The organism is Solimonas terrae, assembly GCF_011067135.1.
In the GTDB taxonomy this organism is placed as follows: domain Bacteria; phylum Pseudomonadota; class Gammaproteobacteria; order Nevskiales; family Nevskiaceae; genus Solimonas; species Solimonas terrae.
In genome coordinates, this window is record NZ_JAAMOW010000003.1 from 156,255 (window position 1) to 169,765 (window position 13,511).

Below are 13,511 nucleotides of genomic sequence, written 5' to 3' on the forward strand. Positions count from 1 at the left end.
GTGCCAGGCGCCATTCACGGCATCGGCGTCGACATCCTGCGCGTCGAGCGCATGGAGAAGCTGCTCGACAAGCACGGCGACAAACTGTTGACGCGTTTGCTGTGTGCACGGGAACAGCGCGAAGTGCGCAGCCGCAAGAACGTCGCGCGCGCCCTGGCGATGTGCTGGGCCGCCAAGGAGGCTTTCGTCAAGGCGCTGGGCACCGGCTTCGACGGGATCGGCTGGAAGGAGGTCGGCGTCGTGCGCGAAGCCAATGGCCGGCCGGTGCTGCTGTTCGATCGCAAGATGCGGGCACGAATGAAGCGCGAGAACATCGGCGCGACGCATGTTTCGCTCAGTGACGACGGTGGCTTCGTCAGCGCCTACGTGATCCTCGAACGCGGCACCGTCTGAGCCCGCGGCCGCGGCTGCCGGACGTCGTCAGTCATCGATCCGCATCGCCGCCAGCGTGTCCTTGAGTGCGCTGCGGATGCCGGCCAGCGCACGCCGCGACGTCGGACCCTGCTGCAGGCTCTCGGCACCGCGCAGCCATTCCTCGACCGCCGCCGTGGTCTGCCGCAGCTGCGCAAGGTGATAGAACGCCGCCGTACCGCGCAGGGTGTGCGCGGCGTCGCGTGCAGCGTCGAGCTTGCCGCTGGCCATCGCCGTTTCCAGCTCGGTGAACTGCAGCGGCAATTCTTCCTTGAGCAGCGCCAGCAGCTCCGGGTCCTGCGCGAGTCTGGCGGCGGCATGCGCACCGCGCTGCGTGTTCGGGCTGAGCGCGGCGAGCAACTGGTTGTCGTCGAACGGCTTGATCAGCACCGCGTCGGCGCCGGCTTCGATGAAGGCCTGGCGTTCGTCGGGTTCCAGGTGCGCGCTCACCGCCAGGATCCGGCAGTGCTGGCCGGGCTTCTCGGCGGCGCGTATCCGCAGCGCGCAGCCCGGACCGTCGAGCACCGGCATGTGCGCATCGAGCAGGACGATGTCCGGGCGTGTCGTCAGCCACTGCTCGAAAGCCTCGCGGCCATCGACGGTTTCGGTTGTCGTCAGTCCCAGTTCGGCGCAGAGCTTGGCGAGATAGCGTCGGTTGGCGGTGTTGTTGTCGGCGATCAGCGCACGCTTGCCGGTCAGCGTCGAGTCGAGGTCGCGGCTCTGGCGCAGCAGCCGGGAGAGGTCCTGATAGAAGCGGCGGCGGGTCACGGACTTGGGATGGCACAGCGTCGCCCCACTGCTGCGAATGCGTTCGAGCAGGGGCGGTGACACCGAATTGATCAGGACCACGAGCGCCGTGCTGCCGCGATCGCGACGCAGCAGATCATTGATCACCGGCGTATCGAGATCGGCCGGCATCAGACCCAGCATGACCAGCGCCGGACGCCGTTCCGGCGCGGTGTTGAACAAGGCCTCTGCGAGGGCTTCGGCCGATTCGAAACCGTCGACGCTCAGGCCCCAGAACTCCAGCCAGTGCAGCCACGCGAGGCGTGCAGCCGGGTGCGATTCGTACAGCCACACACGATGCGTGCCCAGCGGTTCGTCCTCCTGCGGCGCCGATTCGGCCGCGGCGATCAGCTTGAACGGCAGCATGACGCTGAACGTCGATCCCTTGCCGGGCTCGCTTTCGAGGCTGATCTCGCCGCCCATCAGCTCGGCGAGCTTGCGCGAGATCGACAGGCCGAGTCCGCTGCTGCCGACCTGACTGCCGCCGATCTGGCGGAACGGCTGGAACAGGCGTTCGCGCTGGTCGGCCGCGATGCCGATGCCGGTGTCCGAGACCGCGAAGCGCAGCCAGTGGCGGCCGGCTTCCTCGCGTTCGCCCATCACGCGCAGCACGACCGCGCCGTGCTCGGTGTACTTGATGGCGTTCGACAGCAGGTTGGTGAGGATCTGCCGCAGGCGCTGGCTGTCGCCGCGCAGCTCGCGCGGTACGTCGTGATAGATGATGCGAACCAGCTCCAGATTCTTCTCGTAGGCCAGCGGCGCGAGCAGGGCGACCGTGCTCTCGACGGTGTCGTAGAGGTCGAAGCGCAGTTCGTCGAGCTTGAGGCGGCCGGCTTCGATCCGGCTCCAGTCGAGCAGATCGTTGATCATCGACAGCAGCGCGCGTGCCGACTTGTCGAGGGTATCGAGGTGCTCGAGCTGTTCGTCGTCGAGTTGCGTGCGACGCAGCAGATCGGCGTAGCCGAGAATGCCGGACAGCGGCGTGCGCAGTTCGTGCGACATGCTCGACAGGCGTTCGCTCTGCGCGCGGACTTCTTCCTGTTCACGTGCGGCGATGCTGCGCAGCTCCTGGCTTTGCGCGGCGAACTGATCACGCTCGCGCTTCAGGCGCTGGGTCTGCTCGGCGACGCGGCCGTCCAGCTCGCTGCGCAGTTCGGCGTATTGCTGCGCCAGACGATTGAGATCGCGACCCAGATCGCCGCTGATGCCGGGCAGGCTGTCCGGGGCGCGCACTTCCAGTCGCCCGCCGCCGAGATCGCGCAACACCAGGCCCAGGGTGCGCAGCGCGCCGCGGGCGGTATGCACGAAGGCATAGGCCAGCGCGGCGATCGCCACCAGCATGCTCAGCGACAGCATGATGCGCAGGGTTCGCGGCAGGATCAGCGGCGGCAACCACAGCGAGGCGGCCAGCGCCAGCGCCAGCGCCGCCAGACCGATGAAGGCCCAGCTGCCCGGCAACAGACGGCGGCTGTACTGGCGCTGCGGTTCCAAAGCCCGTCCCCTCGCGTAAAATTCGACTATGACCTATCCAACGCTCGCCGATTTTATCGGCAACACGCCGCTTGCCCAGCTCAAGCGCTTGCCCGGGCTCGGCAGCAATACCCTGCTGGTCAAGCTCGAGGGCAACAATCCCGCCGGTTCGGTCAAGGACCGGCCCGCGTATTCGATGATCCGTCGCGCCGAAGAGCGCGGCGAGATCAAGCCCGGCGACACCCTGATCGAAGCCACCAGTGGCAATACCGGAATCGCTCTGGCGATGGCAGCGACGGTCAAGGGCTACAAGATGCTGCTGATCATGCCCGAACATCTGTCCGTGGAGCGACGCGCGGCGATGAAGGCTTTCGGCGCCGAGCTGATCCTCGTCAGCCAGAAAGAGGGCATGGAAGGCGCGCGCGACCTCGCGCTGAAGATGCAGACCGAAGGCAAGGGCAAGGTTCTCGACCAGTTCGCGAATCCCGACAATCCGCGCGCGCACTACGAGGGCACGGCGCCGGAAATCTGGAAGGCGACGCAGGGCCGCATCACGCATTTCGTGTCGTCGATGGGCACTACCGGCACGATCATGGGCTGCTCGCGCTACCTCAAGGAACAGAATCCGGATGTGCAGATCGTCGGCGTGCAGCCCGACGGCGAGTCGTCGATTCCCGGCATCCGCAAATGGCCGGAAGCCTATCTGCCGGGCATCTTCGAGGCGCCGCGCGTCGATCGCGTGATCGAGGTGTCGGCACGGAACGCCGAAGACACCATGCGTCTGGCCGGGACCCGGGAAGGTCTGTTCTGCGGGCCGTCGTCCGGCGGCGCGCTGTGGGTCGCGCTGCAACTCTGCCGCGAGCTCGAGAACGCCACCATCGTCAGCATCGTCTGCGATCGCGGTGATCGCTACATCTCGACCGGCGTGTTCCCGGCGTGAGTCAGGCCGGCATGAGCTTTCGCGAACCGGTGCTGGTATTCGACATCGAGACGATTCCCGATCTCGACGGCGGTCGTCGCATCATGGGTCTGGACGCGATGAACGACACCGAAGTCTGGTCGGCGATGAAGACCCTGCGCCTCGCGCAGAAGGGCAACGACTTCATGCCCGGCCATCTGCAACGTGTCGTCGCAATCTCGGTTGCCTTGCGTCAGGGCGACAGCTTCAAGTGCTGGTCGATCGGCGACGAGGATGCCGGCGAAGGCGAGCTGATCCAGCGCTTCTTCGATGGCATCGAGAAGTACCGGCCGGTGCTGGTGTCGTGGAACGGCGGCGGCTTCGACCTGCCGGTGCTGCATTACCGCGCCCTCATTCACGGGTGCGTGGCGCCGCGCTACTGGGATACCGGGCAGCTCGACCGCGAAGCCAAGTGGGACAACTATCTGGGCCGCTACCAGTTCCGGCACACCGACCTGATGGACGTGCTGGCGCTTTATACCGGCCGCCAGAATGCGCCGCTCAACGAGATTGCGATGCTGCTCGGCTTTCCCGGCAAGCTCGGCATGGACGGCTCCAGGGTGTTCGATGCCTACCGGGCCGGTGATCTGGCCGGCATTCGCGCGTATTGCGAGACGGATGTGCTCAATACCTGGCTGGTCTATCTGCGCTTCGAATTGATGCGCGGCCGTATCACGCACGAACAGCATCGACAGGAAGAGGTGCGCGCCCGCGAGTTCATCGACGCCAGCGGCGCAGCGCACTGGACCGAATTTTCGCAAAGCTGGGTGGCCTGATTGCATCGCAAGAGAAAGCTGCCTCCAGCCGGTGAATTCACGGCGGACATCATCGACCTCGACCATGAAGGCCGCGGCTTCGCGCGCGTCGACGGCAAGGCGACTTTCATCGCCGACGCCCTGCCGGGCGAGCGCGTGCGTTTCAGATACCTGCGCACGTCGCGCGATCTCGATGAAGGCCAGTGCATCGCCGTCGAAACACCGTCGCCGCATCGTGTCACCCCGGGCTGCGAGCACTTCGGACTGTGCGGTGGCTGCTCGATGCAGCATCTCGCGTCCGAGCAGCAGATCGCGTTCAAGCAGAAGCAGATGCTCGATCAGCTCGAACGCAGCGGCAAGGTCAGACCCGAGCAGATCGCGGCGCCGATCACCGGCGCGGTCTGGGGCTACCGTCGCCGCGCGCGGCTTGGCGCCAAGCACGTCCCCAAGAAGGGCGGCGTGCTGGTCGGGTTCCGCGAGCGCGAATCGAGTTTCCTGGCGACGCTGGATCGTTGTCAGGTCATCGACCCGCGTGTCGGTCTCAAGTTGCGCGAGCTTGGCGCGCTGATCGCCGAATTGTCGATTCATCGGCAATTGCCGCAGATCGAAGTGGCCTGTTCGGACCAGACGGTGGCGCTGGTGTTTCGCGTGCTGGCGGCGCCGAGCGGCGACGATCGCGAGAAGCTGCGCGCGTTCGGCGTGCGCGAAGGCTTCGACATCTATCTGCAGACCGGTGGGCCGGACAGCATCCGGCCGTTGGATGAGGCGCGCCTGCTCGAATATTCGCCGGACGGGTCTGATCTGAAACTGCGCTTCGAGCCGACTGATTTCATCCAGGTCAACGGCAGCATCAGCCAGCAGACAGTCAATCAGGCGATCGACTGGCTGGATCTGCAGCCGAACGAACGTGTGTTGGAGCTGTTCTGCGGTCTTGGCAATTTCTCCTTGCCGCTGGCACGGCGCGGCGCGCAGGTACTGGCGGTGGAAGGCGAGAAAGGGCTGGTGCAGCGAGCGCGAGAGAACGCCGAGCGCAATGGCCTGACGATCCGCTTCGAGAAGGCGGATCTGTTCACGACCGCCGGGGATGAGAACTGGTTGCAGCCGGCGTTCGACAAGCTCCTGCTTGATCCACCGCGCGCGGGTGCCAAGGAAATCCTGCCGATCGTCGCGAAACGCAGGCCGCAACGGATTGTCTATGTCTCCTGTCATCCGGGCACGCTGGCGCGTGATGCGGGCACGCTGGTGCATGAGCATGGATACACGCTGGCGCGTGCGGGGGTGATGGATATGTTTCCGCATACGAGTCATGTCGAGAGCATGGCGTTGTTCGAGTTGGGATGAATGCCGTGCGATCCGTCGAGCTGCCGAGCCTGATCTCATCTTTCGTTTCGCCTGACGGCGAGTTCCTTCTCTTTGCTTGTCCAAAGAGAAGGAACCAAGAGAAAAGACACCCTGGCTTTCGCGTCGGTGCTGCGCACCGATGCCCTGCGATGCTCGAACGGCAGGCCGCGCCTGAAACTCGCGGCTGCGCCGCTCAAACAGTCAGGCCCGGACAACCCCTGCCGCTCTGCGCTTCTCGGCGCTTCGCAAAGGGGCCCGGACGTCAAAAGCAACAACAGCACGGCGCGATGAGCGCGCTTTGGCTTTTGACGTTCGGGTCCCCATGGGCCGCACCGAGCAGCGCAGCGCGCGCAGGGAATGGCCGGCCAGGACGGCCGGCCAAGTCGTCGTCGCGGCAGGACGCCGCGTCGGCGACGGTCCCGAGCACGTGAGCAGCGCAGGGAACTCCGCGATAGCGGAGTGCGGCCCTTGGGGTGTGCTTTCTTTTGCTTACTTTGCTTTGCACAAGCAAAGAAAAGTAAGCCGCGCCGCAGCGCGGAACGAAAGGCTGGATCAAGATCCAACACGTGCAGAACGAATAGCCAGCGTTTGCTGTGCGGCTTTGGGTTTCCGCCTGCGCGGGCATGACTGCCGTGGATGGGGCGGCCACTGATGCCGCTCGAAATCGAACGCAAATTCCTCGTCATTGGCGACGCTTGGCGCCAGGACGTGACGCGCTCAATCGAGATGCGTCAGGGCTATCTTGCTCGCGAAGGGCAGGCGTCGGTGCGCGTGCGGCTCGAAGGCGCGGTAGCCAGGCTCAACATCAAGGCGGCGGTTGTCGGCAGCGCGCGCGCCGAATACGAATACAACATGCCGGCCGACGAGTGCCGCGAGATTCTGGCCACCTTGTGCGTCGGCAAGGTCGAGAAGACGCGGCACTACGTACCGGCTTCCGGCGCGCATGCGTCAGCAGTCTGGGAGATCGACGAATTTGCCGGCGACAACGCCGGGCTGCTCGTCGCCGAGATCGAACTTGCGTCGATCGACGCCCGCTTCGACCGCCCCTCCTGGCTGGGTCGCGAACTGACCGACGACAAGCGCTACTACAACCACGCCCTCGCGCTCCATCCCTACCGCGACTGGCCGGCGCAGGATCGCGCATGAGGATCGACATCGATCTGGCGCGCCAACGCCTGCTGCTGAGCGACAGTGCGACGCTCGTGCGCGAGTACCGCGTCTCGACCGCGGTGAACGGTCCCGGCGAGATTCTCGGCTCAGGCTGCACGCCGCGCGGCCGGCATCGCATTCGCGCCCGTATCGGCGCCGGCCTTCCGGCGGGTGCGGTGCTGTGCGGCCGGCGCTGGACGCGGGAGGTCTGGTCCCCCGAACTGGGGGCGCGTTTCCCGGGCCGCGACTGGATACTCTCGCGTATCCTCTGGCTGTCCGGCGTCGAGCCCGGGCGCAATCGCCTCGGCTGCGTCGACACGTTCCGCCGCTATATCTACCTTCACGGCACCCCGGACGTGGAAGCGCTCGGTCGGCCGGCGTCGCATGGCTGCATCCGCCTGCGCAATGAAGACGTCATCGAATTGTTTGATCTTGTTCCTGCAGGTACCGCCGTTGAGCTCCACGACTAACCCCGTTGCCAAGACCCGCAGCAAGCTGCTCGGGCCGCTGATGATCGACATTCCCGGACAGGAACTGACCGCCGAGGATCGTGAGCTGCTCTGCCATCCGCTGGTCGGCGGCTTCATCCTGTTCACGCGCAACTATCGCGATCCCGACCAGCTGAAGAAGCTGTGCGACGAGGTGCTGTCGCTGCCGCGCCAGCGCCTGCTGATGGCGGTCGATCATGAAGGCGGGCGCGTGCAGCGCTTCCGCGTCGGCTTCTCGCGCATTCCGGCCATGCGCAGCTTCGGGCATCTGCATGGCGAAGACCCGGCCAGGGCACTGGCCGACGCGCGTGCGCAGGGCGAGACCATCGGCCGCGAGCTGTCGGCGTACGGCATCGACCTTTGTTTCGCGCCCGTGCTCGACATCGATCACGGCCTGAGCAGGATCATCGGCGACCGCGCGTTTTCCGATCGCGGCGAGGTGATTGTCGAACTGGCGCGGGCATTTCGTGCCGGCCTCAACGCACAGGGTATGGCGGCCACCGGCAAGCACTTTCCCGGGCACGGCGCCGTGACCGCCGACTCGCATCTGGAACTGCCGGTCGACCGCCGCAAGGAGGCCGACATCCGCGCGACCGAGCTGGCGCCGTTCAAGACCCTGATCGACGATGGCATCGAATCGCTGATGATGGCGCACGTGCGCTACACGACGGTCGACACGCAACCGGCGTCGCTGTCGAAGCGCTGGATCGGCGAGATCCTGCGTGACGAGCTCGGCTTCAGGGGCGCGATCTTCTGCGACGATCTGTCGATGGGCGGTGCGGCCGTGGTCGGCGACATGGAAGCGCGCGCGCGGCTTGCGCTGGACGCCGGGTGCGACATGCTGCCGGTCTGCAATGACCGCGACGCGACGATCAAGCTGATCGATGCGCTGGCCCGGGATCTGACGCCGGATCGCGCCGCGTCGCTGCGACTCAAGAAGCTCTACGGACGGCACGCCGGAGCCCAGGCATGAGCGACATTGCACACATGCAGCAGGTGCTCGACGAAGCCGATTGCCTGCACGATGCCGACGCGGTGCGCGCCGCTTACGAACGACTCGCGGAAGCGATCGCCGTCGAGTACGCAGCGCTTGATCCGCTGGTGGTCTGCGTCATGAACGGCGGGCTGCACGCGACCGCGGCGATCAGCGAGCAGCTGCGTTTTCCGTTCGAACTCGACTATCTGCATGCGACGCGCTATCGCGGCGCCACCAGTGGCGGCGGGCTCGTCTGGAAGGTACAGCCCAGGCCCGAGCGTATCGCCGGCCGCCACGTGCTGGTCATCGACGACATCCTCGACGAGGGCCATACGCTGGTGGCGATACGGGACGCGCTGGAGCAATTCAAGCCGGCCTCGCTGAAGGTCGCGGTGCTGGTCGAGAAGCTGCATGATCGCCGCGCGCCGCGAGCGCATGCCGAGTTCATCGGTCTGCAGGTTGCCGATCGCTACGTGTTCGGTTGCGGCATGGACTACAAGGAATACTGGCGGCAAGTGCCGGCCATCTACGCCGTGAAAGACCTATGAGTACGCCCGAAACCCTCGCCTTGCCGCCTGCGCCGCAGGCGGTCCGTTCCTTTTCCGCCCTTGACGGGAGCGCGACATTGGACACGCGCTCATGAGCGCGGTCGGCGTTATCGGCGGCACTGGCATGAACCAGTGGCCGGGTCTGGAAATCGAACGACGGATCGTCGTCGACACGCCTTACGGCGCGGCCAGTGCGCCGTTGCTGGAGGGGCGCGTCTACGGCACGCGCGCGATCTTTCTCGCCCGGCACGGCGAGGGTCACAGGATTCCGCCGCATTGCATCAACTACCGCGCCAATCTCTGGGCCCTGCATCATGCCGGCGTGCGCTCGGTGATCGCGATCGCCGCAGTCGGCGCAATGGCGCCGTGGTTTGCGCCGGGCGAGATCGCCGTGCCATCCGATCTGATCGATTACAGCTACGGCCGCGAGCACACGTATTCGGATGGCACGCCGGCATCCGAACTGCACCACGTCGAATTCACCGAGCCGTACGCGCCGGCGCTGCGGCGCGTGTTGATCGACGCGGCCGGCAGGGGCGGCACATCGCTGTCCGGTGAAGGCGTGCTGGCCGTGACGCAGGGTCCGCGTCTGGAGTCGGTGGCCGAGATCCGTCGCCTCGTGCGCGACGGCTGCGACATGGTCGGCATGACCGGCATGCCGGAAGCGGCGCTCGCGCGCGAACTCGGGCTCGACTACGCCTGCCTCGCGGTGTCGGTGAACTGGGCTGCCGGCGTGCAGGGCCTCGGCGACATCCATGCCGAGATCGCGCAGTCGATCGAGTCGGGCATGAGCAAGGTGCGCGCGGTGCTGGGCGCGGCCTTGCCGGCGCTCAGCGGCCGCTGAGCACGCCTCGGTTCAGGGTTGATAGCCGCCGTAGACGTCGGTCAGTTCGGCACTGAATGCGTCGCGTGACGGCGTCGGCAGCCAGACTTCGACGCGTGCCTGCGAGCTGGCGATCGAGGCCGACCAGAGCTCGCCGTTCGGCGCTTCGGTGTACGGGCCCTGGCGCAGCTTGCCGTCCGGCGAGCACAGCCACAGCGCCGATTGCTTCGGCAGCTTGACGTCACGCATGCGCACGGCGATCGATCGCGCCCGCCTGGAGCCCAGGGTCAGTGCCAGCACCGACCAGCCGTCGCCCTGATCGTTCCAGACTCCGATCTGCTGCAGCGGCTGATTGACGGTGTGGATCTGCGCGATGTCGACATCGTTGTCATTGCTGGCATGACGCGGTGCGTCCGTGCCGGGCAGCTTGAGGATCGGCGCCGGCATTTTCAGCGTGGCGTGACAGGCCTCGTCGGCGGCCGGTGGGGCTGTTTCCGCCACCGCCTGCGCCGGCGACTTTTGTGTCCATGACTGGCAGGCGCCGAGCAGCAGCGCGGCGCTGGCGGTGGTCGTCAATGCGATCGCACTTGCTGTCCTGTTCACGATCAGTTCGCCTTGGTCACGCGTGCGAGGATGCCGAGTTTTGCGCTGTCCAGATGATGCAGTTCGTCGCGACGCATGCGGCGTCTTTCGTCAAGGCGCCAACTGCTGTTGCCGGCCGTGTACAGCAGATCGGCATCGAGCGTCAGGTAGCGATTGACGATCAGCAGCATGACGCGTCCGTCGACCGGCGTCATGCCGGTCGGCGAGGGCGTTCCCCAGCGCACGCGCAGCGCCGGCCCGCGCGCCGACGGCGGATCGGGCTGCGTCCACGCGAGCCGGGCGATCGGTTCGAACTGCCTGGAATTGCGCAGGCGCTGCCATTCGCTCTGCATGCCGAAGGCCGAGTCCGGCAGCAGCGTGATGCCGGCCGCCTGCAGCGCTGCCGGATTGTCCGGCAGGATTGCACCGGACAGATCGGGCAACTGGGCCGGCGCGCCGGCTTCGGCCGCTGCGTAACGGTTGACGAACACGATCAGGTCCATGCGATAGGTCTCGGCATGGGCGGGCAGGGCGAGCGCCAGCAGCAGCACGACAATCGGTGTCTGCCGGCGACGGCGGATGAAGACGGCCATCAAACTCATGAAATCCCGTGTCGGAAAAGGGTTTTGCGTGCGCCGCGGCACGGGCATGCTGCCCGGCTCGCTCGCGATGTCCGTGCTGCGACGCAGCGACTCCGGACTACCTAGTTTAAGCCAATGATCGGCGCATCGTTCCGGCGCCGTCGGTGCCGGCTCACCCTTTCAGGGTAGGAGTTATGAAAATCGATATGCAAAATTGATTTCACTGAGCATTCGACGGACTCTCATGGGCTCGATGTCGGACTACTCGCTGCCGCTGCCCGAAGGCCTGCGTCACTTCCCGGCGCCGCGGCGCGCGGGTCGGCCGTCGCAGTTCGATCGCCAGGCGATGATCGACGCGGCGCTGCAGATCGGCCTCGATCGGGTCACGCTCAAGGCGGTCGCGGAAATCGTCGGCGTGTCGGTCTCGACGCTCTACCGGCAGGTCGGCAGCTGTGACGAGCTGATCCGGCTGGCCGCCGCCCAGCGCGCCGTGCGCCGGCCGCGTGCCGTGCCGCGCGGCACGCACTGGTCGGAACTGGCGATCCAGCTCGGCCTGAACTTCTACGAATCGTTTGTCAGCGAGCCGCGCATCATCGCCGAGCTGCTGCGCGGGCGCCTCGGTCCCGATGTCGAAATGGACTTCCTCGAACAGTTTCTGGCCGAGCTGTGCCGCTGCGGCTTCACGGCCGAGGAAGGGGTGCAGATCTATCGTGCGGTGGCGATGGTGGCGATCGGCGCGGCGGTCGCCAGCACGGCGATGTCGGCCAGCGCCGGGCACGGCGAGCCACACGATATCGCCGTCAAACGCGCGCTGGCCGGCCGGCGTGACCATGAACTGCCGCTGCTGCGCTCGGCCCTCGGTCGCTATCTCAATCTTGAAACGCAGCAGTGGCTGCTGGTCCTGCGCGATCAACTCGAAGGCATTGCCGCGGCGCGCAACGAGCGCCTGCCGGCGTCGATCGGCTTGCCGAAATCCCTGATTCGACCGCAGCCGGCAGCCAGGCATGCGCGGCACGGCAAGTCGGCACGCGGCGCCTCGCGGCGCCCGGCATCGGCGAGGTCTGCATGAACGTCGCGATGCCGGGGTTTTTCCTTGCCGATGACGTGCCGCGGCACGCCAGCGTGGATTTCCGCGTTCCGATCGACGCAACGGGGCGTGGCATGAGTTGACGCGTCATGACCGAGACGCTGTCGGCAATGGATCGCCAGCGCTCATACACAGGCCGATCTCGCGAGTCGGTTCGGAGGAGAAGCGATGAAATTGCAATGGTTGGCCGCGTTGTCGGCCTTGGCATTGTCGGTTGCCGTGCCGGCGGCGCAGGCCAAGGTTTCGGCCGAAAAGGCGGCCGAGCTGGATGGCCCGAAGTTCACCTGCATCGGCGCCGAACGCGCCGGCACACCGAGCGGCGTCGCCGCGTATACCGGCAAGTACTTCAAGACCTGGCCGGGCCAGACCAAACCCTACGGCTACGAGCCGGGGCCATACGCGAGCGAAAAGCCGCTGTTCACGATTACCTCGGCCAACGCCGCCCAGTACGCCGATCACCTGACCGCGGGTGAACAGGCGCTGCTGGCGAAGTATCCGACGAACTACCGGATGATCGTCTACCCGAGTCATCGCGACTTCCGCTTCGTCGACTGGGCCTGCGACACCGTCAAGAAGAATGCCGTGACGGCGGAGCTGGTTCACAACGGCATGGGCACCACCGGGTACGGCGGCGCGATTCCGTTTCCGTTTCCGGCGAGCGGCCTGGAGGCGATCTGGAACACGATCAATCCGCATCGCGCGGAAACCGAGCAGGCGGTCTGCGATATCGCCGATGTCTACGGCAACGGCACGATCGGTTGGGGCCGCAATCGCTTCCGCACGCTGAACCTGATGAACGGCCCCGGCGACAAGCGCCCTTCGTTCACCGACAAGTTCAACGCGTATTTCTACACCGGTTATCTGTTGCCAGAACGCGACAAGGGCTTCGTCGCGGTCGGCCGGCAGCCGAACGATTTTTCGACTGGCCAGCTGACCTCCTGGCAGTACCAGCCGGGCATCCGTCGCGTACGGCAAGCACCGGAGGTCTGCTGCGACTACCCGGTGCCGCCCGCCGGCCTGCGCACGGTCGACGACGACTACGGGTTCAACGGTTCGCCCGAGCGCTATACCTGGAAGCTGATCGGCAAGAAGGAGATCTATGTTCCGTACGACAACTTCCGGATCAACGATCCATCGCTGAAATACACGGACCTGATCAAGCCCGGCAGCATCAATCCGCAATACGAGCGCTACGAACTGCACCGCGTCTGGGTCGTCGAAGGCGATCTCAAGGAAGGCGTCCGCCACATCTACAAGAAGCGCACGCTGTATCTCGACGAGGACACCTGGCTGGCACTGTCGGCCGACAACTACGACGGCCAGGACAAGCTCTGGCGCGTGACGCTGATCAACTACTTCTACTCGCAGGAGTCCGGTACCTGGCATCGCGGGACCTCGGTCTATCACGACCTCAACGCGGATGCCTACGAGGCCGGATACATGGTCAACGAGGCCGGCGACGACTGGTGGCGTCTCAACCAGCATCTGTCGCCGTCGATTTTCAGCGCCGAATCGATCGCCCGCGGCGGCCATTGATCGACCGTGATTGTTGGGGG

General features: G+C 66.0%; 14 protein-coding genes. 11 read left to right on the forward strand and 3 right to left on the reverse strand.

Features of this window, described 5'->3' with window-relative positions; translation table 11 throughout:
- Positions 1-393, forward strand: a complete 393-nt coding sequence (acpS, locus tag G7Y85_RS06725; protein WP_166253845.1) for a holo-ACP synthase — start codon at positions 1-3, stop codon at positions 391-393.
- 27 nt (positions 394-420) lie between these two features.
- On the opposite strand, the gene G7Y85_RS06730 is transcribed toward acpS, so the two are convergent.
- Entirely contained in the window at positions 421-2,688 is a 2,268-nt protein-coding gene (locus G7Y85_RS06730; RefSeq protein ID WP_166253848.1) for an ATP-binding protein, read from the reverse strand.
- 28 nt (positions 2,689-2,716) lie between these two features.
- Here G7Y85_RS06730 and cysM point away from each other — a divergent pair, with 28 nt between their 5' ends.
- The 8 genes from cysM to G7Y85_RS06770 all read left to right on the forward strand — a co-directional run bounded on the left by cysM (position 2,717) and on the right by G7Y85_RS06770 (position 9,726).
- Entirely contained in the window at positions 2,717-3,607 is an 891-nt protein-coding gene (cysM, locus tag G7Y85_RS06735; RefSeq protein WP_166253851.1) for a cysteine synthase CysM, read from the forward strand.
- Positions 3,608-3,618: 11 nt separating this feature from the next.
- Positions 3,619-4,401, forward strand: a complete 783-nt coding sequence (locus tag G7Y85_RS06740) for a 3'-5' exonuclease (RefSeq protein WP_166253853.1) — start codon at positions 3,619-3,621, stop codon at positions 4,399-4,401.
- Positions 4,402-5,721 carry a 23S rRNA (uracil(1939)-C(5))-methyltransferase RlmD gene (gene rlmD / locus G7Y85_RS06745; protein WP_166253855.1) on the forward strand — a complete coding sequence of 440 codons (1,320 nt, stop codon included), beginning with the start codon at positions 4,402-4,404 and terminating at the stop codon, positions 5,719-5,721. It begins immediately after the preceding gene.
- Positions 5,722-6,372: 651 nt separating this feature from the next.
- Complete coding sequence (locus tag G7Y85_RS06750) at positions 6,373-6,867, forward strand: CYTH domain-containing protein (RefSeq protein ID WP_166253857.1); 495 nt, start codon at positions 6,373-6,375, stop codon at positions 6,865-6,867.
- Positions 6,864-7,340 (forward strand): L,D-transpeptidase, encoded by a 477-nt coding sequence (locus tag G7Y85_RS06755; protein ID WP_166253859.1) that lies wholly within the window; start codon positions 6,864-6,866, stop codon positions 7,338-7,340. Before G7Y85_RS06750 ends, G7Y85_RS06755 begins: the two co-directional genes overlap by 4 nt.
- Complete coding sequence (gene nagZ, locus G7Y85_RS06760; protein ID WP_241696049.1) at positions 7,324-8,331, forward strand: beta-N-acetylhexosaminidase; 1,008 nt, start codon at positions 7,324-7,326, stop codon at positions 8,329-8,331. Before G7Y85_RS06755 ends, nagZ begins: the two co-directional genes overlap by 17 nt.
- Positions 8,328-8,882 (forward strand): hypoxanthine-guanine phosphoribosyltransferase, encoded by a 555-nt coding sequence (locus tag G7Y85_RS06765; RefSeq protein WP_166253861.1) that lies wholly within the window; start codon positions 8,328-8,330, stop codon positions 8,880-8,882. Before nagZ ends, G7Y85_RS06765 begins: the two co-directional genes overlap by 4 nt.
- Before the next feature lie 91 nt (positions 8,883-8,973).
- The gene (locus G7Y85_RS06770) at positions 8,974-9,726 is read left to right on the forward strand and encodes an S-methyl-5'-thioinosine phosphorylase (protein WP_166253863.1); all 753 of its coding nucleotides are present in this window, start codon (positions 8,974-8,976) and stop codon (positions 9,724-9,726) included.
- 12 nt (positions 9,727-9,738) lie between these two features.
- Here G7Y85_RS06770 and G7Y85_RS06775 read toward each other — a convergent pair whose 3' ends face one another.
- Together G7Y85_RS06775 and G7Y85_RS06780 are read right to left on the reverse strand one after the other, a co-directional pair.
- A complete protein-coding gene (locus G7Y85_RS06775; RefSeq protein ID WP_166253866.1) occupies positions 9,739-10,308 on the reverse strand; it encodes a hypothetical protein in 570 nt (189 codons plus the stop codon).
- A gap of 2 nt (positions 10,309-10,310) precedes the next feature.
- Positions 10,311-10,889 carry a CsiV family protein gene (locus G7Y85_RS06780; RefSeq protein ID WP_166253869.1) on the reverse strand — a complete coding sequence of 193 codons (579 nt, stop codon included), beginning with the start codon at positions 10,887-10,889 and terminating at the stop codon, positions 10,311-10,313.
- Positions 10,890-11,112: 223 nt separating this feature from the next.
- Here G7Y85_RS06780 and G7Y85_RS06785 point away from each other — a divergent pair, with 223 nt between their 5' ends.
- Both G7Y85_RS06785 and G7Y85_RS06790 read left to right on the forward strand, forming a co-directional pair.
- The gene (locus tag G7Y85_RS06785) at positions 11,113-11,937 is read left to right on the forward strand and encodes a TetR/AcrR family transcriptional regulator C-terminal domain-containing protein (RefSeq protein WP_166253872.1); all 825 of its coding nucleotides are present in this window, start codon (positions 11,113-11,115) and stop codon (positions 11,935-11,937) included.
- Positions 11,938-12,123: 186 nt separating this feature from the next.
- Positions 12,124-13,491: a DUF1329 domain-containing protein gene (locus G7Y85_RS06790; RefSeq protein WP_166253875.1), complete on the forward strand. Its 1,368-nt coding sequence runs from the start codon at positions 12,124-12,126 to the stop codon at positions 13,489-13,491.
- Positions 13,492-13,511: the final 20 nt, after the last annotated feature.